This is a genomic window from Pedobacter sp., from assembly GCF_965249885.1.
In the GTDB taxonomy this organism is placed as follows: Bacteria; Bacteroidota; Bacteroidia; order Sphingobacteriales; family Sphingobacteriaceae; genus Pedobacter.
The window spans coordinates 4,387,623-4,412,114 of sequence record NZ_OZ252254.1; the positions used below are offsets into that span (position 1 = coordinate 4,387,623).

The following is a 24,492-nucleotide window of genomic DNA, read 5'->3' on the forward strand; positions in this document are numbered from 1 at the left end:
AAAAATATGATGTTCAAGTCAGTAAAAACAGGCGTATTAGCGGCTTTGTTAGTAGGATCGGCTATTATTGCCCACGCACAAAAGAAAATAGCTCAGGGTACTATTACTTATGGAGCCGAGTACTCTTTACCTCCGGAAGCTGCTGCGATGGCCTCACAGCTGCCAAAGGAACAAAAGGTAAAATTTAATGGTAACATCATGCGTATGGACATGCAGCAAGGCCCTGCCTCTATCGGATTTTTACAAGATATTGTAGATAGAAAAGGTTTGATGTTAATTGATGTGCCTATTATTCAAAAGCAGTTTGCTGTAAAAATGAGCAAAGAAGAAATGGAATCTGACGAAGCTTCGTTTCCAAAACTATCTGATTTTAAAGCTACAGGTGAAAAACAAAAAGTTGGTGGCTATAATGCAGAAAAATATACTTACAAAGATGATAAAGGCAACAACTACGAATTGTGGGCAACTAATGACATTGAGTTACCTGCTGGTTTATCAGGTTCGCAATTTAAAGATGTGAAAGGTGCTTTAGTAAAATATACCACCTTCCAACAAGGAGCAAAAGTAACGTTAACTTTAAAAAACATTTCTGAAGATAAAGTAGGACCACTCTCTTTAGAAATTCCAAGTGGTTATGAGCTAAAAACCATGCAAGAAATTATGGCAATGCAAGGTGGTGGCCAATAAGCAACTTCATTAAAAAATAAGCTAGCCCACGGTGCAAATCGTGGGCTATTTTTATTGAAATTTTCCTAATTTGCACCATGTTCAAAAGTCTACTTTTCTTTGTAAGATACTTTCTTTTCTGGCTAATTTATTTCGCTTTAGATAGATTTATCTTCATTTTTATCTTTCATAAAAAACTCCGTAGTATTCCACTTTCCGAAAAACTGGCTACATTTTACCATGCGCTCAGGCTCGATTTTTCTATGACTGCCTACATCGCAGTAATTCCCTTGCTTGTATATTCGTTTTGGTACTTCACCCAAAGAAACTCAGTCAGTTTCAATTGGGTAAAAAAATACAATGCAGCAATCATTATCTTATTTAGCATAATTTCAGTAATTAACTTTAATATCTACAGGGAATGGGGAAGCAAAGTAAATTCAAGGGCAATTGAATTCGCTATTAGAACCCCTAACGAATCTTTGGCATCTGGTGCATCTTCTCCTATTTTCTTAACGCTATCTGTATTGTTGATTTTATTGCTGGTTGGCTTATATCTCAACTTTATACTGATTCCTAAAAAAATCGACTATATCAAAACACCTATCGGAGCTAAGTTTGCGATAATTGTTTTAACATTGGGATTTAATTTTCTGCTTATACGAGGTGGTGTTGGAACCGCACCTAACTCACAAAGTATGGCATTTTTCTCCAGCCATCAAATTCTTAATCACGCGGCACTCAATACCGAGTGGAATCTAACTTCAAGTATACTATCTAGCAATACGGTTAAATCAAATCCTTACCAGTATTTTGACAAACAAGAGGCGGACAAAGAAGTAGCTAATCTATTCAAAGTGGAGAAAGACACGACAATTTCCATATTGAAAACGCAAAGGCCAAATGTGGTTATCTTCATTTTGGAAAGCTTTACCGCTGACTTAACCAAAACGTTGGGCGACGCAGATGGAATTACGCCTAATCTGGATAGCGCTGCAAAAAGTGGAATTTTATTCAGTCAAATCTATGCTACAGGCAACCGCACAGATAAAGGTTTGATTGGCTCACTTACCGGGTTTCCTACACTTGGAATTGGAAGTGTGGTGAAGTGGCCAGAAAAGATGCAAAAATTACCTGCTATTAGCCAAAAATTGAACCGAAACGGCTACAATACATCTTTCTATTATGGTGGTGAATCTGAATTTGACAACTATAAAGCGTTTATATTATCTCACAATTATGAAAAACTAGTAGATAGAAATAGTTTCGACAAGAAGGATATGAATTCAAAATGGGGAGCCTACGATGGTACGGTTTTTACCAAGCAGCTAACGGACGCCAATAAAAGCAAGCAACCTTTCTTTTCCTCAATTCTATCCCTAACCAATCACGAGCCATTTGAATTACCGGGCAAACATAAATTTGGCACCTCGGATAATGCGCAACAATTTAAAAGCACGGCATTTTATACGGATTCGTGTATAGGAAGCTATTTAAAGGAAGCGAAAAAGCAAGCATGGTATGCAAACACCTTATTTATCTTCGTTGCAGATCATGGTCATTTATTACCAAAAGGTGATCATGAGATTTTTGAGCCCCAACGCTATCACATCCCACTTATTTTTTATGGAGACGTAATTAAAGATGAATTTAAAGGCAAAGTATTTTCCGAAACAGGTTCGCAACAAGATATCGCCGCAACACTTCTATCTCAATTAAATATCAATCATGCAGATTTCAAATGGAGTAAAAATCTCCTAAATCCATATACTAAGCACTTTGCCTATTTTAGTTGGGATAATGGACTAGGATTCATCGATAATGGACATGCGGTTACTTTCGATAATATTGGCAAAAGCGTTTTATATAACAGCAATCCTAAGGATGCCAAGCAAACTACACAAATTTTGAAGTCTGGAAAATCATATCTTCAAATGGTTTACGAACAATTTATAAACTTATAATAAATGATGAACATTAAAAAATTCATTGGTGCAATTACAATTACGGTAAGTTTATTATCGACAGTAAAGGCGCAAAATATCACATGGACTAAAGATGGGAACAGCTATCTGCAAAATAGCGGCGGTGAAATTGTAAAGGTAACCTTGCCAAAAGGCGATAGAACTACCATCGTAAGTCGAGACCTGCTTAATCCTGCTAATGGAGGCACACCAATTAGGGTAAGAAGCTTTCAACTAAGCGATGATGGCAGTAAAGCGTTGATTTTCACAAACAGTAAAAAGGTTTGGCGCTACGATACTAGAGGCGATTATTGGGTGATTGACCTAAAGACAAATCAGCTAACTCAATTAGGCAAGGGCAAACCTGCATCATCATTAATGTTTGCTAAATTTTCACCAGATGCTGCCAAAGTAGCCTACGTAAGCGGTCACAATATTTATGTGGAAGATTTGCAAACTAACAATATCAAGCCATTAACTACTGACGGAACCGACAGATTGATCAATGGTACTTTTGACTGGGCTTATGAGGAAGAGTTTGACTGTAGAGATGGTTTTAGGTGGAGTCCTGATGGAAAATCTATCGCCTACTGGCAAATTGATGCAAGAAAAATTCGCAACTTCTTGATGATCAACAATACCGATTCCATTTATTCTTTTAATGTTCCAGTAGAATATCCAAAAGTTGGACAAGATCCTTCAGGCTGTAAAATTGGTGTGGTTGATGTGGCTACTGCGCAAACTAAATGGCTTGCCGTTCCTGGAAGTCAGGTACAAAATTACATCCCTAGAATGGATTGGGTGCCAAACACTAACAGCATTATTTTGCAACAGCTGAATCGTGAGCAAAATGTGAGTACTGTTTATTTGGCCAATGCAAATGAGCTAACACTAAAAGAAATCTATAAAGAAACTGATAAAGCCTGGATTGATGCGATTGAAAGTTTCGAGTGGATCAACAACAACAAAGAGTTTGTTCTAAAAACTGATAGAGATGGCTGGGCACATTTATATCGTGTAAATATCGATAATAAAAAAGCCACTTTGATTACCAATGGAAATTACGATGTGATTGATGTGAATTTGATTGATGAAGCTACCAACACCGTGTATTTTAGTGCATCGCCAAACAATGCTACCCAAAAGTACCTTTACAAAACGAAATTAGATGGCAAAGGCAAATTGGAAATGGTAACTCCATCTGTATTGCCTGGAACACATAATTATAACATTTCTCCAAATGCTGCCTTTGCAATGCACAGCTACCAAAGCTCTACTGTTAGACCAGTAAGCGAGTGGATGAATTTCAAAACCAACAATCCGCTTACTATGCAAGGTAGCATCACAAGCCAAGTTGGAGCGCAGCAGCAGTTAAAAAATAAAGTTGAGTTTTTTAAAGTAACTACCGAAGATGGCATTGAGCTTGATGGTTGGATGAAAAAACCAGATAATTTTGACCAAACTAAAAAGTATCCAGTGGTATTTTACGTTTATGGTGAACCAGCATCAGCAACTGCGTTAGATGTATACAGTGCAGGAATGAACAGGTTATACGCTGGCGATATGGCAAAAGATGGCTACATCTACATTTCGATGGACAACCGTGGTGCACCTGTACCAAAAGGTAAAGCTTGGCGCAAAGGAATTTATAAAAACATAGGTATCCTAAACATCAGAGACCAAGCGATGGCGGCAAAGAAATTATTAGCAACCAATGCTTTCATGGACAAAGATAGAGTTGCAGTTTGGGGATGGAGCGGTGGTGGTTCATCAACCTTAAACCTGCTGTTTCAATATCCTGACATTTACAAAACTGGAATTTCAATTGCTCCTGTAGCCAATCAGTTAACTTACGACAATATTTATCAGGAGCGTTACATGGGAACGCCATTTCCGACGACAGATGCTTACGTAGCGGGTTCACCAGTAACGCATGCTAAAAACTTGAAGGGGAACTTATTATTGGTTCACGGTACTGGTGATGACAATGTACATTACCAAAATGCAGAAATGTTGATTAATGAACTGGTAAAATATCGTAAACCTTTCCAATTGATGAGCTATCCTAACAGAACCCATAGCATTAGCGAGGGTGAAGGAACAAGCGAACATTTAGCATTAACGTTTACTAAGTTTTTAAAAGAAAACTGCCCGCCGGGAGCTAAATAGCATTCAGTTGCACACAAAAAAGCCTCATAGTTTCAATTCTATGAGGCTTTTTTTATACCCAATTAATTCCCTTTTTAAGCAGTTGCAAGGTTTGCTCCTCCTCAGAATTTGGCTTCGGTTGCGCATTGTAATGCCATTTGGCAGTTGGCGGCAGACTCATTAAAATACTTTCAATTCTACCGTTGGTTTCCAAACCAAACTTCGTACCCGAGTCATATACTAAATTGAATTCAGCATATCTACTTCTACGTAAATACTGCCATTCTTTATTAAATTCCTCGTATTCCTTATCCCTATTCCTGTCGATTAATTCAGTGTAAATTGGAAGGAAACTGTTTCCTATCGCTAAAGAAAAATCAAGCAATTGATCGTAGCTTAAGTCTGTATTTTCAGGTTTTAAGCGATCGTAAAAAATACCACCTACTCCCCTCGTCTCATCGCGATGTTTGATGAAAAAGTAATCATCAGCTTGAGCTTTAAATTTAGTATAAAAATCCGCTTTAAATTGATCGCAGGCCTGTTTTAAATGGTAGTGAAAAAACCGCACATCCGTTGGAATCACGTAATGTGGCGTTAAATCTATGCCACCGCCAAACCATCGGGTTTGTTCATCCATCTCAAAGTAGCGAATGTTCATGTGAATAATTGGCACAAACGGATTTTCCGGGTGGATTACGATAGAAACTCCAGTGGCAAAAAACTCATCGTTTTCTACTTTAAAAGCTTTTTTTACCGCTTCAGGCAGTTTACCATAAACGGCTGAAAAATTAACACCACCCTTTTCTACTACACTTCCATGCTGCATCACCCTCGTTCTTCCTCCGCCTCCACCATCGCGTTCCCATAATTCCTCTTCAAATAATGCTTTGCCATCAGCAACTTCCAAACCTGCACAAATGCTATCCTGTATTTGTCGATAAGCTTCAGCAACCTTCTCCTTAAACATGATTTCCTCCAATTGTTTACGCAAATTTAAGCTTATTACCGGGCTTAATGATTTAGAATGTTAGATAGTACATTAGATTGACACTTTTATATCTACATTCGCAAATCACGATTTGAAAGTGGTTAAAGTATTGCAAGCACGCAAAGCATTGCTTTATTTCAGCATGCTTATTTGTTCACTTTCATTCTAGCGCACAACTCGTCGGATAATTCGAAAGCAATTGGGTTTAGTGTTCTACGTAGTCCAAATCTTTACTGAATGTATCTTTAAGCTGACTTAACGCAAATAAGGAAATCACGATACAGATAGCGCCGACTACCATAGCTCCTTCTAAAATCCCCAATTTATCCTTAAAAAACTGAAAGCCAGTAGTGATGGCAATTAGCGAGCCGCGGACGAAGTTAGGCACTGTTGTAGTTACTGTAGCTCTTAAATTCGTTCCAAATTGCTCAGCAGCAATGGTAACAAATGTAGCCCAATAACCAGATGCAAATCCCAAAAGCAGGCTTAACAAAATAAAACCTTCTGGAGTTAACCCGAACGAGTAAAGATAAATGCCAACCGAAACAGCGGTTAACATCAAGAAAATGAACATTACCTGCTTTCTAGACTTTAACAACTGACAAAGTAAACCTGCTACCACATCACCAATGGAAATTCCGATATAGCAATACATGATACCCTTTCCAGCATCTAAAATACCAGTAGCATTTAAAGCCTTACCAAATTCAGGCGAGAACGTAATTAATACCCCAACTACATACCATAAAGGTAAACCGATTAAAATACAGCAAACATATTTCTTAAATCTCGGCCAACTATTAAAGAGCATGAAAAAATTGCCTCTTTTTACATTTTCGTTCTCTGTTGTCTCCTTGAACATTCCCGATTCCACTAGTCCTATGCGTAAAGAAAGCAGCAGTAAGCCCATTCCACCTCCAATAAAATAACTGGTTTGCCACGTATATTTGGCACTGATTAATGCCGCCATTACGGCGCCTAAAAGCCCTACGCATGCTACGATCATGGTTCCATAGCCGCGATTCTTTTTACTCATCGTTTCTGCAACTAAGGTAATACCGGCACCTAACTCACCTGCTAAACCAACACCTGCAATAAAACGAATGATAGTATATTGATCCACTGTAGTAGCGAAGCCGTTGGCAATATTGGCTAAGGAATAAGTTATGATAGAACCGAACAACACACTAAGCCTGCCTTTTTTATCTCCTAAAATACCCCACAGGATACCTCCTAGCAACATTCCAAACATTTGACTGTTGATGATAGTTGCCCCTACGCTAAGCATATCCTCATTAGGGACACCTAAATCCTTTAAGCTTTTTACACGTACTACGGAAAATAAAATTAAATCGTAAATATCAACGAAGTAGCCTAGAGATGCTACTAAAATAATGAGTGTAATGTTTTTGCGTTTAGTTTGCTGGTCCATTGAAGTTTAGTTTGATGAAGTGAAACTACAAAAATTCAACACAAAAAACTAATTATTAAAATAAATTAAAAATAATATGCTTGTTTTTTAATTTTATTACTTAAACCAACCTTTGCGCCAAAATATAATCACCTGAATTAATGCAATTATCCCCATTACTAACATGGTATATAAATAGCCATGCGCCTGATACAATTCTGGCATATTTTCAGGCATAATTTTCCCGGTAACCGGATCCTGTTTCGCGAAATTCATTCCATAAATGCCAGCAATAAAGGTTAGTGGGATAAAAATCGACGAGATGATGGTGAGGACTTTCATGATCTCGTTCATCCTATTACTAATGATAGAAAGATACATATCGATGTTACTGGACGCAATTTCCTTCATACTTTCTACCATATCCATCAGTTGAACGCAGTGGTCGTAGGCATCTTTGATGAACATCTTTGTTTGATCCGAAATCAGCTCACTTTCCGTACGTAGGATATCATTCATCTTATCACGTTCTGGCCAAATCACCCTTCTCAATGCTATAAGGTTTCGTTTAACCAACTGCATCTCATACATTACCGACTTATCAGGTTGCGCCAATAAACGATCTTCTATCAAATCCATATCTTCGCTCCATTGGTTAAGTACCGAAAAGTATTCATCTACAATCATGTCCATGATTGCATACATCAAATAACCAGTTCCACCTGTGCGGATGTTACCTTTTCCTTCCTTCAAACGATTACGTACGGCATCCAAACAATCACCATAAGTTTCCTGAAATGTATAAAGCACATTTTTAGTTTGGATGAAAGAGACCTGCTGGTTTTCAAGCCCCCTATCTTCGGCCACGCTTAACATTCTGCTAATAGCAAAGTTATACTCATCGTATTCTTCAAATTTTGGCCGGTGATAAGTACGGGTGATATCCTCCAAAACCAATTTATGGATGTTTAACTTTTCACCAAACACATTAAAAAGTTCAGCCGAGTTAAGTCCTTTTATTTCTACCCAATAAAATAGCCCTTTATTTTTTGTAAGCTCAGAAATATCCTGTAGTCCATCAAGTGACACTACTCCAAACTCCTCCGCACTGAAAGTATATAAGCTTATTTTTGGCTTAAGTGAGTTCTCATCTATGTAAATAAAACCTGGCGTAGTTCCTGGTTCTGGAACTGCATATTTCTTTTTCTTATGTTTAACGCGTAGTTGTTTCGACATGCCTTAGTACTCAATTAGCAGCGAATGGATCTCCATTAGCTGTACAACTTAATCTCAAACCTACATTTACATTTTAAAAATAATTCTTCGCTTGTGGCCCCTGATTGAACAACAAATCAACGATACTCAAATTGGTCATAAAATCATTTCTATCACTGAACACCTGAAAATACGACTTTGTTTGTATTGCAGGCACGTCTCTCTTCGTCATTGAAGCTCTATAATCCAATTTTACTTCCTCATCGTAAGTTGAAGTGGTCATTAAATTGGCATTTAACTTTAACTGCTTGTTTAACCAGCTCAATATTTCATAATTGTAGTCAAAAAGATAGTCATATTTTTTCTCGTAAAACGGCGCTAGTCCATCTTCATAAAATTCAAAGTATGCTGAACTGCGATAGCAATTTTGAAGGCTCAACCAATGTAAACGCTGCCAGCGCTCTTCGTAACTAATTTTAACATCTTTGTATGGCGTATGTACTTTTGCACCTTTAACTACGGGTACGGCCAAATCTAATCGTCCGTTCGGTGAGGCTATGGTGGCACGGTTTCGAAAGGTCTGTTTCGGGAAGTGCTCAAATTTTTCTAATACAAATTCGTTGTTATTTTCTTTTAGCAATGTAAAATAACTAACGGGAGGCAGATAAAATAGTGGAAATATAGCTTGATTTTGCATCTGATATTTTAAGTTTGCAATTCAGTTGGCCAAATTAATGATTAAAAAAGTTTTTTTGCGAATAGGTACTTTTTTTTTGCATCTGCTATCGTATTTACCATTGTGGTTTTTATTTGGCTTATCTAGCCTGCTTTATTACTTGGTTTATTACGTTGTAGGCTACAGAAAGAAAATTGTGCGTAAAAACTTAACACGCTCCTTCCCTGAAAAATCAATTAAAGAAATTATCGATATAGAGCGCAAATTTTATCAATACTTAACAGATTTAATGGTGGAGATATTGAAAATGAGCTCTATAAGCAAAGCCGAGGTGTTAAAGCGTGTAAAAATGACGAATTTTCATTTAGCTGAAGCTTATTTTGAAAAAGGAGAAAGTGTGCTCTCTTGCAGCGGGCATTATGGGAATTGGGAGCTCGGAATGATGGCGGCGGGCCTAAAATTTTCTATCAATCCACACGTAATTTATAAACCCATCAACAATAAGGTATTTGAGGAATGGTTTAACACGCTTAGAACAAAATTTGGTAACGTTTTTGTCCCTATGAGACAAACATTACGAGCAGTTGCAGCCACGAGAAAAGAGGCTAGTATGTTCTGTTTCGCCAGCGATCAAAGTCCGACAGTTTCGGATGTGCAGCATATCATTGAGTTTTTGCACCAGCCCACTTCCGTTTTATTGGGTTTGGAGAAAATAGCTAAGCAAACTAACCGACCAATCTTTTATTTCGATATTAGAAGAAAGAAGCGTGGCTATTACGAAATCGACTGCGTTCCAATGTGCTTAAATCCTATGGCAACCCGAGAATTTGAGATTACAGAACTATTTTTTAAACACTTGGCCGCCACTATAAAGGAAGAACCGCAATATTGGCTTTGGAGCCACAATAGATGGAAGGCTAATCATTAATTTGTATTGATAAAGATGAATCCTAGCGTAGCTGTAGTAATTTTAAATTGGAATGGCCAAAAGCTTTTAGAACAGTTTTTGCCAAGTGTGGTACAGACTGACTACGACAATTTAAAAATTATTGTGGCAGATAATGCTTCTACCGACGATTCCGTAGCGTTTATTAAAAAACAATATCCACAATTAGGCATCATTGTTAACGATCAAAACTATGGATTTGCAGAAGGATACAATAAAGCTTTACAACAAGTAAATGCCGATTATTTTGTGCTACTTAACTCAGATGTTGAAGTTCCGAGCAATTGGATTTCGCCGGTAATCAAGCTTATGGAAAGCGACTCGAAAGTTGCAGTAGCGCAACCAAAGATTAAGCTTTATGCTAATAAAAACAGTTTTGAGCACGCTGGCGCAGCAGGTGGATTTATCGACAGCTTCGGGTACACGTTTTGCAGGGGAAGGTTGTTTGATGCTCTAGAAGAAGACAATGGCCAATATGATAGTGATATTGAAGTTTTTTGGGCAAGCGGTGCAGCATTTTTTATAAAAGCAAGCATTTGGAAAGAAGTTGGCGGATTGGATGCCGATTTATTTGCCCATATGGAAGAAATTGATTTGTGTTGGCGCTTGAAAAATTTGGGCTATAAGGTACTTTGCTGTACTAAAACAGAGGTTTATCATGTTGGTGGAGGAACGCTAAACGTAGGTAGCCCGTTTAAAACATACCTTAATTTCAGAAACAACCTAATTATTATGCAAAAAAACCTCCCTTTTTGGGAGGCTTTCTATAAAGTACTTTCGCGTTTGTGGATAGATTTAGCTGCGTGGTTTCAATTTGCTTTTAAGGGGCAATGGAAATTTGTATTTGCTATCAGTAAAGCGCATTGTCATTTCTTTAAGTATTTCTTTAAAACAGCTGCTAAACGTAAAAAACCACAGGTTAAATTATCACAACATAGTGGAGTTTACAACTCAAGTATCGTTTGGAGCTACTTCATCAAAAATAAAAAAAAGTTTTCCGAAATAAATCGCTTATAACTCTGCGCTTATCGTTTTATCTACCCAATAAATTGTATTTGGGCCCAGCCCCGACGTGCTAAATTTCACTTTGCCATCTTTGCCAACAACAACATGTGTAGGGTAGCTTTTCACCACATACTTTTGTGAATAATACGTACCATCTTCAACGATATTATAGTTAAATGGCGACATTCTTAAAAACTTATTTAGACTGTAGGCATCATCAAGTGCAATAGCAATAAATATCACATTCTTATCTTTATATTTTTCAACCAGCTCATTTAATTCTGGAATTTCCTTTTTACAAGGTGGACAGTTAATGAACCAAAAATTAAGTACCACTACTTTCCCTGTATCAGTTTTTGAATCGAACTTATTACCATTCAAGTATTTCATGTTTTCAAAACGGAATTTCTGCCCATCTCTAAATGACCTACTTGAAGAGGGTTTTGGCAGTGTCGACGCATATTCCGAACGTTGTTTTTTGCTCTCTTCAATTTGATCTGGAGTCATCTGGAACAGCTGAAACTCTGGAGTTAATGCGTCCTTATCTGAAATCAACTTCAACGAGTATTGCCCCGTCTCCATAAACTTTCTCCAAAGGTTAAAAGGATAAATATTACCACTCTCGTCTTTTACGATAGTTTTCTCATCCAGTTTTATTGTTTTAGATGTTACCTGAGCCTGCGTGAAAGAGATGCTAAAAATAAGCAGCAATAGGGAGAACAATTTTTTCATTTGCGTTAAATTATTGATGAAGTATTTTTTTTGAAGATACACTAAAATAAAAAACTTTCCAATGCTAATCGGTAACCATTTAATCCAAAGCCCGTGAGCACGCCCTTACAATTTTTTCCTGTTAACGATACATGCCTAAACTCTTCCCTGGCGTAAATATTAGATACATGTACTTCTACTACTGGCGTTTTAATTGCAGCAATCGCATCGGCAATGGCAACGGATGTATGTGTATATCCTCCTGCATTGATGATGATACCATCGTAGGAAAAACCAACCTCGTGCAATTTATTGATCAGTTCCCCCTCGACATTACTTTGATAATAATCAATTTGTAGTATGGAATATTGTTCCCTAAGTTTTGTGATATATTGGTCAATACTTTCTGATCCATAAATAGTTGGTTCGCGTAGGCCCAACAAGTTTAAATTCGGCCCGTTGATAATTTGTATCTTCATTTAACTGTATTTTGGTACTACACTTCGGCAAAAAAAAGAATAAGTATGCTTTTAGTGTTCGATAACTGAAAAGCTAACGTATTTTTGTAGCAGTTGTGCAACACAATGTTATAAAAAAGAATGCATAAAATGAACTCTAGCTCGTATTTAAAAGGATTTGCCGCTTATTTAAAGTTAGAGCGTTCACTAGCAGAAAACAGCATTTCAGCTTACCTTAGAGATGTTGAGAAGCTCTTTCAGTACTTAGATTATACAGAAAGTTCATTATCAATTCAGCAAATTCAGTTAAAAAATTTAAGAGAATTTTTAGCTTGGCTTAACGAATTAGGTGCCGAAGCAAGCACTCAGGCCCGAGTAATTTCGGGGATTAAATCATTTTTTTGGTACTTGGCCGAGGAGGAAATCATCAGTACAAATCCTTCCGAGCTTTTGGAAACGCCAAAAAAAACCAGAAAATTGCCAGATACTTTGAGCGTTCATGAAATCAACTTATTGGTTGCGGCAATAGATGCTTCCCGACCAGAAGGCATGCGAAATAAGGCCATTATCGAAACATTATACAGCTGTGGTTTACGAGTAAGCGAACTTACTGAACTTAAAATTTCTAATTTATTTGAGGAAACCGAGTTTATTAAAATAGTTGGAAAAGGAAATAAAGAGCGAATTGTTCCCATCGGCGCCACGGCATTAAAACTGATTAAAATTTATATCAACGAAGTGAGGGTTCATCATACGGTAAAGAAAGGAAGTGAGGATTTTATCTTCCTAAATCGTTTTGGTGCTAAGCTTTCCCGCATTGCTATCTTTAACCTCATCAAATCGTTAACAGTGGCTGCTGGGATCAATAAAGTAATCAGCCCACACACCTTGAGACATTCATTTGCAACTCATTTAATAGAAGGCGGCGCTGATTTGAGGGCGATTCAAGAAATGCTTGGACATGCTAGCATTACCACCACTGAAATTTACATGCATTTGGACCGCGATTATTTAAAAACGGTAATCACCCAATTTCATCCTAGGGCATAAAAAAACCGTAGATGCGCATATCTACGGTTTTTATACTTGAAAGTCTTTCTAATTTTAGCTCACAAACTAATTAGCAGGCTTTTCTGCCGATTTACCTATTAAATCCATAAACTGATCCAATTTAGGTGTGATGATAATCTGCGTACGACGGTTCTTCGCCTTACCTGCCGCACTATCATTTGAAGCAATCGGGTTGTATTCGCCCCTACCTCCTGCCGTTAATCGCTTAGGATCTACGCCATAATTATTCTGCAAAGTTTGAACTACAGATGAAGCTCGTAAAGCACTTAAATCCCAGTTGTTTCTGATGTTACTCATTTTAATTGGAACGTTATCGGTATTACCTTCTACTAAAACTTCATAGTCTTTATAGTCTGTGATGATTTTAGCAATTTTTGCTAACGTAGCACCAGCTTTATCTGAAATTTCATAGCTTCCAGATTTATACAACATATTGTCTGATAATGAGATATACACTACACCCTTGAGCACTTGTACATCTACATCGCTCATTTCTTCTCTACTCAAAGATCTAGTTAAATTGTTAGTCAGCACCATATTAAGCGAATCGCTTTTATTCTTAGCTGCAATCAACTCCTTAATGTATTTGTTCGAGCTGTTAATCTCATCAACAAGCTTAGAAATATTCACATTACCCTGACTACTTGCATTTAAACATTTATTTAAAGCATCCTGAAGTTCTTTCGCATTGGCACGTTCCCTAGCAATCGCCTCGTCTAAACTAGTTATTCTAGTCCTGGCATTTGATAGCTCCGATTCCGTACCTACTAGCTTTTTATTAAGATCATTGTATTGCTGTTGCACTTGGTTAAAATTACCTTGCAACTCAGCATATTTCTTTTTGCTTACGCCACAACTGGCAAATAGCACAACGCCCAATATTGCTGATATCGATTTTAAATGTTTCATGACAATTAATTTAATTGGTTAAAAATCATTTTATCAACAATGTTACAGGCGAAAAAGTTTTGACATGGGTTGGTTTAGTAGCTTAAAGCACCCCATACGTACCAAATCAATTGGCTTTTTTGGCGCTAACCATTCTATCTTTGCCCTGCATATCCAACTTCAGGACAATGTCTTCAAAACCTTTATAATGAAGCATTTTAACTGTTTCTTTTCCTAATTCCGCATTAATTTCGAAAAACAGTTTTCCGCCAGACTTTAAGTGCTTATTTCCAAAGTCTGCAATGGCTTCGTAGAAAATCAATGGCCGATCATTAGCTACAAACAATGCGGTATGTGGTTCGTTTGCTAACACATTCTCGTGCATCGAAGATTTCTCCGCTTCTTTAATGTAGGGCGGATTACTCACAATTACATCTAAATTCAACATCTTAGCTTCTATTTTCGAATCTAATATGTCATCCTCAATAAAAACAACAGGAACTTCATTCAGCAAAGCATTTTGTTTTGCTGTAGTTAAAGCTGCAGTTGAAATATCAATGGCCGACACTTGGGCCTTAGGCAAATGTTTTTTCAACGCTATAGCGATACACCCACTACCGGTACCAATGTCCAAAATATTTAATGAAGATTGAAGCCTATCTTCATTAGAAACTTTGTAATTGGATAAAATCCATTCCACCAATTCCTCCGTTTCCGGTCTGGGAATCAATACTGATGGATTTACGTTAAATTTTAGTCCGTAAAATTCAGCATAGCCGATGATGTACTGTATAGGTTTTCCAAGCACCAGCTCTTTTACAATATTATTAAGTCTAAGCAAGGCGGTATCGGGCACTATTTGTTTTTTATTCAACAAATAATCACCTCGACTGTAACCAAGCGTATCGGCTATCGCCATTAAAAACAGCGATTGCACTTCCTCCCCCTCATACAGTTTATTCAATCTATCTTGATATAACTGAGCCAGCTCAAATAGTTGCATGCGATCAATAAAGTTTGTAACCGATTTTAAACAAGCTTTAAATGTACGAAAATGTGACTAATGCTTCAAACTTGACATCGGCAAATGCCAAAATAAACACTATTTTTGCAACAATGAACCATGAACATTACATGCGCCGATGCTTAGAACTCGCTCTGAAAGGCAAAGGAAACGTTAGCCCCAACCCGATGGTTGGATGTGTGATCGTTCATGAAGATCAAATTATTGGCGAAGGTTATCACCAAAAGTTTGGGCAAGCACATGCCGAAGTAAATGCAATAAATGATGTATTGCAGAAGCATGGTGATCAAGCCGAATCTCTTTTGGCAAATGCTACGGCCTATGTTTCGTTGGAGCCTTGCGCCCATTTTGGAAAAACACCTCCTTGTGCTGATTTGTTAGTTAAACACAAACTCAAAAAAGTGGTGATTGGCAATACCGATCCTTTCGATAGTGTGAATGGCAAAGGAATTGAAAAACTAAAAAATGCAGGTATTGAAACCATATCGGGCATTTTGGATGAAGAATGCAGGGCGGTTAACCGTAGATTTTTCACTAGAATTACCCAGCAGCGCCCCTATCTCATTTTGAAATGGGCACAAACATTAGATGGATTTTTCGCACCTTCAGATCAAACACAACGTTGGATTTCGGGCGCTGAAGCCAAAGTACTTAGCCATCAATGGCGTAGCGAAGAAGATGCCATTTTAGTTGGGAAGACTACGGTTTTAGCTGACAATCCACAACTGAACACCCGTGAAGTAAAAGGTAAAAATCCAATACGCATAGTGATTGACAAGTCTTTATCTATCCCGAAAGATTACCATATTTTTAATGGTGATGCCAAAATCATCATTTTTAACGAAGTAAAAACAGAGGTAATTAACAACATTCACTATGTGCAGATGGAAGATATGCACTTCTACCTGCCTCAGAAAATTGCTTACCAACTTTACCTGATGGATATACAATCGGTAATTATAGAAGGGGGCGCCAATTTACTTCAACAGTTTATTAAAGATGGACTTTGGGACGAAGCCCGGATATTTACCGCTAACGTGAATTGGGAAAGCGGTATTAAAGCGCCACAAGTTAATGGAAAAATCATAGAAGAAATTCCAGTGGGAAATGATAAATTGCAAATTTTAAGGCAAAATAACTTATGATTTACTTAGTATTCAGCGTAATTTGTAGCGTAACAGTTGGAGTTCTTCTAAAACTAGCCAAACGCTATCAAATCAATATTACACAAGCCGTTGCCTGGAACTATTTATTCGCAATAATTTTAAGTTTAATCTGTTTTAAACCTGATTTTAGTAGAATTACCCTGAATTCCCTTACACCCACTTACTATATTCTCGGGATATTATTACCAACGTTATTTTTTGCTTTGGGATTATCTGTTAGGAAAGCAGGCTTAGCCAGAACCGATATTGCCCAACGTTTATCCTTATTTATTTCACTTAGTGCTGCTTACTTTCTGTTTAACGATACTTTTGATAGATATAAGGAAGTAGCGGTAGTGTTTGGCTTCTTGGCAATTATTTTCACCATGTACCGCAAGAGCGATAGAATGACCAGTAAAAAAAGTTGGTTATATCTGTTATTGGTATTCCTTGGCTTTGGCGCAGTTGATATCCTTTTTAAAATAGTAAGTCAAATTACCGAGGTGCCTTACACTACCTCGCTATTTATCATCTACACTATTGCTTTCATAATTTCGATGTTATATCTACTATATCTTGTCGTTCAAAAGAAAACAAAACTTCAACTGGTTAATTTCTTTTGCGGTTGCATTTTGGGAATCTTTAACTTCGGTAATATTTTATTCTATCTGGAAGCGCATCGTTCCATGTCAAATAACCCATCAACCGTATTTGCGGCAATGAATATGGGCGTAATTGTTGCGGGAAGCTTAATCGGGATATTCATTTTTAGGGAAAAGCTAAGCAATTGGAACTATGTGGGCTTGGCACTCGCTCTTGCTTCGATTATTTTAATTACGTTATCCAAATTATATGCTGTTTAACGACACCTACCAAACTATAAGCGACGCTACAGAGGGGATTTTTAGAGATAAAGGTAGCAAGTTTATAGCTTACGCCTACCCTATCAAAACCGAAAACGAGATAAAAGAAATTATCGCCACACTGAGAAATGAGCATGCCAAAGCTAGGCATTTTTGCTGGGCCATGCGTTTAACTCCCGACCGAAATGTACATCGCTTTAACGATGACGGAGAACCTTCTGGAACTGCCGGAAGACCAATTCTGAATGCGCTACTTTCAGCAGACGTCACTAACATTTTGGTAGTGGTGGTGAGGTATTTTGGAGGAACATTACTAGGTGTACCGGGTTTGATTAATGCCTACAAATCAGCCACACAAGAAGCGCTCAGTGTAGCAAACATTATTCAAAAAACGGTTAACGATGTGTACGAAGTTAACTTCGATTACCTTGCTATGAATGATGTAATGAAAATCATCAAAGAGGAACAATTGAATGTACTAAGTCAACATTTTGATACGCAATGCCAAATGACTTTTGAAGTTAGAAAATCAAACCTAAACCAAGTTTTGAACAAATTAGACAAGGTAGAAGGTTTGAAAACCGTATATTTAGGCACAGTTTAGTTAGGGATTAGGTGTCAGGGATTAGTTGATAGGTGTTAGTGGACTGACCAATTAAACAAATAGCAATTAACAAATCAAGTATTGTACTAATGAACCAATCAGCAAAATTATCAGAAGCAGATTTAATCATCAACCAAGACGGAAGTATTTATCACTTGAATTTACTTCCTGAAGATATTGCTGATACAGTAATTACGGTTGGAGATTTAGACAGGGTTCCAGAAGTAAGTAAGCATTTTGACCGTATCGAACTGAAGAAGGGGAAACGTGAGTTTATTACACATACAGGTTACATTGGAAGTAAGCGACTTACGGTAATTTCTACCGGAATTGGCACGGACAATATCGATATTGTTTTAAATGAATTGGATGCTTTAGTAAATATCGATTTCGATTCTAGAACTGTTAAGCCGCAGTTGAAATCACTCAATTTGATTAGGATTGGCACTTCGGGCGCTATACAACCTGACCTACCAATGGGAACTATTTTAGCCTCATCTCATGGCTTAGGTTTTGATGCACTGATGCATTACTACGAACAACACCTAGGTGAAGAAGAGCAGCTACTACTCAATGATATCCATGCACATTTTGGCAACATCGATGGTATCAAACCTTACCTTAATGTAGCTGATAAAAGTTTGCTTGAGCAATTTGCTCACGATATGCCAACTGGAATTACTGCAACAGCGCCAGGTTTTTATGCCCCACAAGGAAGAAAGGTTAGAGCCAAGGGTACCATTACCGATTTTATAGGAAAATTAAACTCGTTTAACAGTAAAAACCAACGCATTACCAACCTGGAAATGGAAACAGCCGGAATTTATGCTCTAGCCAATACACTTGGTCATAAAGCACTATCAATCAATGCAATTTTAGCTAGTAGAGTAAAGTTTGAGTTTAGCACCAATCCAAATGCTATTGTAGAAAAAGCCATCACAACGACATTAGAAAGAATTTAACTGACAGATGAATTTTGCCAAAGGTTTACGAGCCATATTGCTTCCTATAATCGATTTTTTTTATCCGCCATTTAGAAAAATATTTGATTTACAAACTTTCAGATATGCGGTATGTGGCGGAAGCAATGCAGTGTTAAATCTATTAATCTTTTATCTGGCTTATAACTTTATTTTTATTAATGAAACAGTTTACCTGTTAACCTATCCAGTAACTAGATATATTGCCGCCTATATTATCGCACTTTCTGTAAGTTTTCCTGTAGGATTTATACTTAATAAGTTTGTAGTTTTCCAGCAATCTAATTTACAAAGCCATGTGCAGCTTTTCCGCTATGCATTCGTTACCATTAGCAGCATCATATTCGATTATCTTCTACTTCATTTGTTAGTGGGATATTTAGGATTTTGGGCTACGCCTTCACAAGCCTTAATTATTGTGCTACTATCTTTGTATGCTTATTTTTGCCAAACGTATTTCACGTTTAAAACGGTAAAAGCACCAGCCGAAAAGGAAAGTTAATCAACACTTTCTAAAAACGACGCAATAGTTGATGTTGGATATTGATTGCGATTGATCCACGCCATCAGTTGATCCAACCTGTCTTTCATCTTTAATCCAGTATTTCTACTTACATAGCCAGGGAAGCCAAAGCGCTGTTTGTCGTTTAAATCATAAAACTCCCACGGATGGAAGTAAATGTTGACGTAACCATCTTTACGATAAGCTTTATTAAAAACGTGTTTGTAGTACCATAACGGAAAATTATGGAAAGAAAGCCAAAAAAGCGGAATACGGAAAATTGGCGTTACGGAAGCTGGTAACTGCATTACGTTTCCTAGCTTATAATAAGTACGTGAAATATGCAAGTTGTTGTACCTACCTGGCAACAAAGTTGGATTGATGGAACTGTTGTAAGTATATCCTGCCTTTTCAATTTCCTCATCACTTACTGGCGCCATTCTGGGCATTCTAAAGCCAGTGACAGGTAGTCCTGAAAGTTCCTCCAATTTCTCCTTCGACTTTAGAAGATCTGCATCCTCAAATTTTGAATGATAATAGGTGTGAGAAGCCAACTCATGTCCATCGGCTTTTATCCGGGCGATGATTTCGGGTGCATTGATAGCAAAAGTTGCAGTAGAAAAAAACGTAGCCTTAAATTGATGTTTCTTCAGTAAGTCCAAAATGATATGGCAACCGGCTACGGATATACTGATTTGGTCTTCAAAAGAGATATCCTTACCATATTCAAAAGGCATATCAAATTCTTCTATATCGAAACTTAATAACACCATGTCTACTTAATATTAGTTGATCTGATGATATAAGTAGGGCGATTTTTGCCTTGCATGAACATCTTTCCTATATAAATGCCGATAATGCCTAAAATTACCAATTGTAATCCTCCAAAAAATGCCACGGTTACAATAAGCGAAGCCCAGCCATTAACGTGTTTAGCGAAAAAATAGGCATAAAAAACGTACGGAACATAAAGCAGAGACAAGCAAGAAATGAAGAAGCCGAGATAAACTGCCATGTGTAATGGTTTTACACTAAGCGAAGTTACACCTTGAACCGCAAGCTTCTGCATTTTCCTGAGATTGTACTTGCTGGCGCCAGCATAACGTTTGTTCGGCATGTAATCAATGGCGTATTGCTTAAATCCTAACCATTTGATCATTCCTCTAATAAAGAGATCGTTTTCCTTGAAATTTCTAAATACCTCAACCACTCTCGCATCCATCAGCCTAAAATCGGCAGTACCAGCTTCAATTTCAGTTTCGGAAAGCGCATTCAGTAGTTTATAAAAATATATTGAAGTTTTGCGCTTAGCCAATGGCAAGTTAGGATCTTCTTCCCTTCGCGTATAGACCACATCGTAGCCTTCCTCCCATTTTTCCAACATTTCGGCAAATAGTTCAGGCGGGTGTTGCAAATCAGCATCTAACGAAATCACACAATCTCCGTGAGCGTGGTCAAGTCCTGCTTTTAATGCAGATTGATGCCCAAAATTCCGTGAAAGTTCAATAAAAAAAACTCTCGGATCTTTTGCGGCCAATTGCTGCACCACGCTCAACGTATTATCCCTACAGCCATCGTCAACTATAATTATCTCATAGTCGTAAGAAAGCCCAGCTAACACTTGCTCAATACGTGTAGCAATAACAACGATATTTTCTTCCTCGTTGTGAGCTGGTATAACAATAGAAACTAACTTATTCTGCATGCAATTGTTCAGTTTGGTTAAATTTACTACACATCATTTGGTAAATAATTACCAACCACACTATTAAACAAGGCAATGCTTTAAGTGAATAAGGTTTGATATAATTTTCCCTTACAAATTTAGGGAACAAATCTGACGGAGAGAAACTAGTGAGCAATAAAGCAAAAACAAATAGTGCGATTTGCCAATATTTAAATGGCCGAGGTTGTACTATAAACCAAATTGCTACGCCTAAAAACGCTATAATGTAAGTAGGCGACTCAGATGAATTACTGAATATCACCGTAAAAATCAATGTTGAAGCTAACAACAACAATCTGAAACTTAAATCAGCATAAGCTTTTATGCGGAGGTAAGGCAAAACAAAAAGTAATAAACCTCCAGCCAAGAATGGCAGATTGGAGAGATATACATTTCCAGAAATTCGCCTTGCCATTCCCATCACTGAAATATCCTGCATTGATGTTAAACTGGCATTCAACTGCTGTTTTTCTGCCAGCGACTGGTACCAATCCTGATAGCACTGCAAAATATAAGTCGGCGAGAAAAACACCATCGGCAGTACAAAAAATATCAAGGCCCAGCAAAAACAAGAAAGCACAAAACTCCATTTATTCTTCACAAAAAAGAAGAAAGCCAGCCCTACAATACCATAAAGTTTCACAAAGGTGCCAAGCATGATCAACATGGCGGCCCAAAAATTTTTACCACGTTCTATAAAAGCAAACGTCAATACAATTATTGCAGCAATAGAAATGTTAAATTGGAAACTAAACAAAGCGGTCATTAATTCATGCGCAACAATCCAGTAAACGGCATTTATCTTTCTCACACCTAATGGTAGTTGTTTAATGGCTAAAAATAGAAATAGGGAATTTGCTATCTGCCAAAATATGGTGCCTATGTAATCAGGCAATAATGCAAATGGTGCAATCAACAAAGAGAAAAATGGCCCATAGTGATTCGAGTCTCCATATTGCTGTGGATATTCTGCATAGAGGTTTAGGCGCTCTACGGCATGTAGATAAACATGCTTAAATATCAAGTAATTATTGTACGAACCCTTATGATATTGTTTAAAACCCAAAAAAATGGCCAGCAGAAGCCAAACTCCGAGTATAAACTTCCTGTTATTGAGCGCTTTTAAGATGATATTCATAGTTTAAGCTTTGCAAAATTATTTGCTAACCTTGTAGATGGTCGTTTGATGATAAACTTCCTCTGGTTGCAGAATAGTTGAAGGAAACTCAGGAATATTTAGCGAATTTGGTGCGTGTTGCGTTTCTACACAGAAAGCACTGAACTTACCATAGCTTTTTCCGTCTTTTCCGTTCTTAACATCAGTGTATTTAGCGGTGTACAAATGCGCCACAGGTTCAGTAGTATAAACGGATAACGTAAGTCCGCTGTCTGCCGAAGAAGTTTTGCTTGCCAATGTTAGTTCACCATAGTTTTTGTCAAGTACATAGGTTTGGTCGTAACCGTTTTCCTCGTCCCAGCCCTCCTCAAAAGTCTTTCCTTTTCTGAAATCGTGGTTCGATCCATCCACAGGAAGCAGCTTACCTGTTACCACATAGTTTTCATCTTGCTCCAACCAATTAGAAGCATTCATTTGATGAACGTGGGACCTGATGTCATTACTATCTGCGGACAAATTAAAATAACTATGGTGCGTTAAGTTAATTGGGGTCGCTTCGTCAGTATCGGCCTGGTAAGTCAAAATCAATTCGTCATTTTCAGTCAATGTAAATTGTAACTGTACAGCCAAATCTCCCGGAAATCCCTCTTCACCATCGATACTGTAGTAGTGAAAAGTTACAGAAGCATTCGGCGACTCATTTAGTTCCACGATGTCCCAAACCTTTTGATCAAAACCATGTAAGCCACCATGCAAACAATCATCGCCGTTATTTTTAGGCAACTGATAACTCGTCCCATCAATAGTGAACTCCCCTCCTTTTATTCTATTTGCATATCTTCCAACAATACTTCCAAAGTAGGGATAGTTTGACAAATAATCTTCACTGATATAACCATCGAAATCATCAAACCCCAATACAATATCCTGATCTTCACCCTTCGCATTTTTAACCACAAACTTATTGATAATGGTTCCGTAGTTGAAAATCTTTACGTAAGTTCCTTGACTGTTAATCAGTTCTATGGCAAATACTTCTTTACCATCTACAAATTTACCTGTGGATATTTGGTTTGCTTTCATTTTGCTATCTTAGACGCCTGTTTGGCGCTTACAATTATACTCATTGTTAAGTAATTTTTAAACAAGAAGAACCTTAAAAAACACCAATACTGAGTTTTAAACTACATCAATATTGATTTAAAATATTCAGAATGAAAAATCAACTCGACCAGATATTTTATGAAAACTACAGCTATAAACCTCAATATGAGTTTTTTGCTCCAGGTCGGGTTAACTTAATTGGAGAACATATAGATTATAATGGTGGTTTGGTAATGCCCTGTGCCATTACTATGGGAACTTGGCTTTGTATAGGTAAAAACGATGAAAATGTAATCAGATTTCGTAGTTTAAACTTTGATGAACAAGCGGAAATCCCCGCACAAAGCTCTTTCTCAAAAACAGCAAGTGAATGGTTTAACTATCCATTAGGAGTGATAAATGAGTTGCAAAAAGCTTACGATTGGCAATGTGGCGGACTGGATTTATTATACTACGGTAATATCCCAATTGGCTCGGGACTCTCCTCTTCGGCATCTATTGAAGTGGTAACCGCTTTTGCGTTGAACAAAATTTATAATTTAGGCTTAGATAAGTTGAACTTGGTAAAGTTGTGCAAGACAGTAGAAAACAATTTTATCGGTGTAAATTCTGGTATTATGGACCAATTTGCAGTTGCATTTGGTGAAAAGGATAGCGCTATCGTTTTAAACTGCAATACCTTGAAGCATAAAATTGTAGCTTGCAATTTACAGGAATATTCACTTGCAATTATTAACACCAATAAACATCGTACACTTGCCGATTCAAAATATAATGAGCGAGTGCAAGAATGCCAAAAAGCCCTGCAGTACCTGCAACGGGAAATTAACATCAACAACCTCTGCGACTTAAGTGCTGAAAAATTTGCTTTACACCAACATTTAATTGTTGACGAGACTTTACTAAAACGAGCCTCTCACGTTGTCAAAGAGAATGACAGGGTAATTTCGGCAGCTAAACTATTAGCAGAGGGCAACCTACATTCTTTCGGAAAATTAATGTACGCATCGCATCAATCCTTAAAAGAACTTTACGAAGTAAGCGGAAAAGAACTTGACACCATTGTAGATTTTTGTGTTAGTTACCAACACGTTATTGGTGCCCGCATGACTGGAGCTGGATTTGGAGGTTGTGCCATTGCGCTACTAGAAAAAGGTTTTGAGGAAGATTTTGCGACACATCTGTCCGAATACTATTTCAGTAAAGTAGGTTACTACGCCACCATATATGTGGAGGAAATTGGTGATGGGCCGAAAGTTATTAGTGGCTATGAGAATTAG

At 37.5% G+C, this 24,492-nt stretch carries 24 protein-coding genes; 12 read left to right on the plus strand and 12 right to left on the minus strand.

All coding sequences use genetic code 11. The features are described from left to right. Positions 1-6 precede the first annotated feature (6 nt). The 3 genes from ACY2A0_RS18535 (at position 7) to ACY2A0_RS18545 (ending at position 4,799) form a co-directional block, all read left to right on the plus strand. Positions 7-687: a DUF4412 domain-containing protein gene (locus tag ACY2A0_RS18535; RefSeq protein WP_461790865.1), complete on the plus strand. Its 681-nt coding sequence runs from the start codon at positions 7-9 to the stop codon at positions 685-687. Positions 688-764: 77 nt separating this feature from the next. After that, positions 765-2,630: an LTA synthase family protein gene (locus ACY2A0_RS18540; protein ID WP_461791734.1), complete on the plus strand. Its 1,866-nt coding sequence runs from the start codon at positions 765-767 to the stop codon at positions 2,628-2,630. A gap of 3 nt (positions 2,631-2,633) precedes the next feature. Continuing rightward, on the plus strand, positions 2,634-4,799 hold the full coding sequence (locus tag ACY2A0_RS18545) for a S9 family peptidase (protein WP_461791735.1): 2,166 nt from the start codon (positions 2,634-2,636) through the stop codon (positions 4,797-4,799). A gap of 52 nt (positions 4,800-4,851) precedes the next feature. Here ACY2A0_RS18545 and hemF read toward each other — a convergent pair whose 3' ends face one another. The 4 genes from hemF to ACY2A0_RS18565 all read right to left on the minus strand — a co-directional run bounded on the left by hemF (position 4,852) and on the right by ACY2A0_RS18565 (position 9,089). After that, entirely contained in the window at positions 4,852-5,748 is an 897-nt protein-coding gene (gene hemF, locus ACY2A0_RS18550; protein ID WP_461791080.1) for an oxygen-dependent coproporphyrinogen oxidase, read from the minus strand. A gap of 223 nt (positions 5,749-5,971) precedes the next feature. Continuing rightward, complete coding sequence (locus ACY2A0_RS18555; RefSeq protein ID WP_461790867.1) at positions 5,972-7,198, minus strand: MFS transporter; 1,227 nt, start codon at positions 7,196-7,198, stop codon at positions 5,972-5,974. 96 nt (positions 7,199-7,294) lie between these two features. Continuing rightward, positions 7,295-8,413, minus strand: a complete 1,119-nt coding sequence (gene corA, locus ACY2A0_RS18560) for a magnesium/cobalt transporter CorA (protein WP_461790868.1) — start codon at positions 8,411-8,413, stop codon at positions 7,295-7,297. A 73-nt stretch (positions 8,414-8,486) separates the two neighbouring features. Beyond that, on the minus strand, positions 8,487-9,089 hold the full coding sequence (locus ACY2A0_RS18565; RefSeq protein WP_461790869.1) for a WbqC family protein: 603 nt from the start codon (positions 9,087-9,089) through the stop codon (positions 8,487-8,489). A 37-nt stretch (positions 9,090-9,126) separates the two neighbouring features. Between ACY2A0_RS18565 and ACY2A0_RS18570 the strand changes: the two genes are divergently transcribed. Continuing rightward, the gene (locus ACY2A0_RS18570) at positions 9,127-9,996 is read left to right on the plus strand and encodes a lysophospholipid acyltransferase family protein (RefSeq protein ID WP_461790870.1); all 870 of its coding nucleotides are present in this window, start codon (positions 9,127-9,129) and stop codon (positions 9,994-9,996) included. A gap of 15 nt (positions 9,997-10,011) precedes the next feature. Then, positions 10,012-11,031, plus strand: a complete 1,020-nt coding sequence (locus ACY2A0_RS18575; protein WP_461790871.1) for a glycosyltransferase family 2 protein — start codon at positions 10,012-10,014, stop codon at positions 11,029-11,031. Here ACY2A0_RS18575 and ACY2A0_RS18580 read toward each other — a convergent pair. Further along, positions 11,026-11,751, minus strand: coding sequence for a TlpA family protein disulfide reductase (locus ACY2A0_RS18580; protein ID WP_461790872.1), 726 nt, complete (start codon positions 11,749-11,751; stop codon positions 11,026-11,028). The genes ACY2A0_RS18575 and ACY2A0_RS18580 overlap by 6 nt on opposite strands. Positions 11,752-11,792: 41 nt before the next feature. Further along, positions 11,793-12,209, minus strand: a complete 417-nt coding sequence (gene aroQ, locus ACY2A0_RS18585) for a type II 3-dehydroquinate dehydratase (protein WP_461790873.1) — start codon at positions 12,207-12,209, stop codon at positions 11,793-11,795. A gap of 129 nt (positions 12,210-12,338) precedes the next feature. On the opposite strand from aroQ, the gene xerD reads away from it, so the two are divergent. Next, positions 12,339-13,238: a site-specific tyrosine recombinase XerD gene (gene xerD, locus ACY2A0_RS18590; protein WP_461790874.1), complete on the plus strand. Its 900-nt coding sequence runs from the start codon at positions 12,339-12,341 to the stop codon at positions 13,236-13,238. Positions 13,239-13,304: 66 nt separating this feature from the next. Here xerD and ACY2A0_RS18595 read toward each other — a convergent pair whose 3' ends face one another. Then, on the minus strand, positions 13,305-14,168 hold the full coding sequence (locus tag ACY2A0_RS18595; protein ID WP_461790875.1) for an OmpA/MotB family protein: 864 nt from the start codon (positions 14,166-14,168) through the stop codon (positions 13,305-13,307). A 106-nt stretch (positions 14,169-14,274) separates the two neighbouring features. Then, positions 14,275-15,150, minus strand: coding sequence for a peptide chain release factor N(5)-glutamine methyltransferase (prmC, locus tag ACY2A0_RS18600; RefSeq protein ID WP_461790876.1), 876 nt, complete (start codon positions 15,148-15,150; stop codon positions 14,275-14,277). Between the two features lie 113 nt (positions 15,151-15,263). On the opposite strand from prmC, the gene ribD reads away from it, so the two are divergent. The 5 genes from ribD to ACY2A0_RS18625 all read left to right on the plus strand — a co-directional run bounded on the left by ribD (position 15,264) and on the right by ACY2A0_RS18625 (position 19,265). Then, positions 15,264-16,316 (plus strand): bifunctional diaminohydroxyphosphoribosylaminopyrimidine deaminase/5-amino-6-(5-phosphoribosylamino)uracil reductase RibD, encoded by a 1,053-nt coding sequence (ribD, locus tag ACY2A0_RS18605; RefSeq protein WP_461790877.1) that lies wholly within the window; start codon positions 15,264-15,266, stop codon positions 16,314-16,316. Next, positions 16,313-17,179 (plus strand): EamA family transporter, encoded by an 867-nt coding sequence (locus tag ACY2A0_RS18610; RefSeq protein ID WP_461790878.1) that lies wholly within the window; start codon positions 16,313-16,315, stop codon positions 17,177-17,179. Before ribD ends, ACY2A0_RS18610 begins: the two co-directional genes overlap by 4 nt. Then, positions 17,169-17,783 (plus strand): IMPACT family protein, encoded by a 615-nt coding sequence (locus ACY2A0_RS18615; protein WP_461790879.1) that lies wholly within the window; start codon positions 17,169-17,171, stop codon positions 17,781-17,783. The genes ACY2A0_RS18610 and ACY2A0_RS18615 overlap by 11 nt, the downstream gene beginning before the upstream one ends. Before the next feature lie 89 nt (positions 17,784-17,872). Further along, positions 17,873-18,745: a nucleoside phosphorylase gene (locus ACY2A0_RS18620; protein ID WP_461790880.1), complete on the plus strand. Its 873-nt coding sequence runs from the start codon at positions 17,873-17,875 to the stop codon at positions 18,743-18,745. Between the two features lie 7 nt (positions 18,746-18,752). Further along, positions 18,753-19,265: a GtrA family protein gene (locus ACY2A0_RS18625; protein WP_461790881.1), complete on the plus strand. Its 513-nt coding sequence runs from the start codon at positions 18,753-18,755 to the stop codon at positions 19,263-19,265. Here ACY2A0_RS18625 and ACY2A0_RS18630 read toward each other — a convergent pair. The 4 genes from ACY2A0_RS18630 to ACY2A0_RS18645 are packed head-to-tail and all read right to left on the minus strand — an operon-like array spanning position 19,262 to position 23,191. Continuing rightward, positions 19,262-20,038 carry a polysaccharide deacetylase family protein gene (locus ACY2A0_RS18630; RefSeq protein ID WP_461790882.1) on the minus strand — a complete coding sequence of 259 codons (777 nt, stop codon included), beginning with the start codon at positions 20,036-20,038 and terminating at the stop codon, positions 19,262-19,264. The genes ACY2A0_RS18625 and ACY2A0_RS18630 overlap by 4 nt on opposite strands. Positions 20,039-20,040: 2 nt before the next feature. Further along, complete coding sequence (locus ACY2A0_RS18635) at positions 20,041-20,970, minus strand: glycosyltransferase family 2 protein (RefSeq protein WP_461790883.1); 930 nt, start codon at positions 20,968-20,970, stop codon at positions 20,041-20,043. Next, positions 20,960-22,129 (minus strand): glycosyltransferase family 87 protein, encoded by a 1,170-nt coding sequence (locus tag ACY2A0_RS18640; protein ID WP_461790884.1) that lies wholly within the window; start codon positions 22,127-22,129, stop codon positions 20,960-20,962. Before ACY2A0_RS18640 ends, ACY2A0_RS18635 begins: the two co-directional genes overlap by 11 nt. Before the next feature lie 18 nt (positions 22,130-22,147). Beyond that, complete coding sequence (locus ACY2A0_RS18645; RefSeq protein WP_461790885.1) at positions 22,148-23,191, minus strand: aldose epimerase family protein; 1,044 nt, start codon at positions 23,189-23,191, stop codon at positions 22,148-22,150. A gap of 131 nt (positions 23,192-23,322) precedes the next feature. Between ACY2A0_RS18645 and ACY2A0_RS18650 the strand changes: the two genes are divergently transcribed. Further along, positions 23,323-24,492 carry a galactokinase gene (locus tag ACY2A0_RS18650; protein WP_461790886.1) on the plus strand — a complete coding sequence of 390 codons (1,170 nt, stop codon included), beginning with the start codon at positions 23,323-23,325 and terminating at the stop codon, positions 24,490-24,492.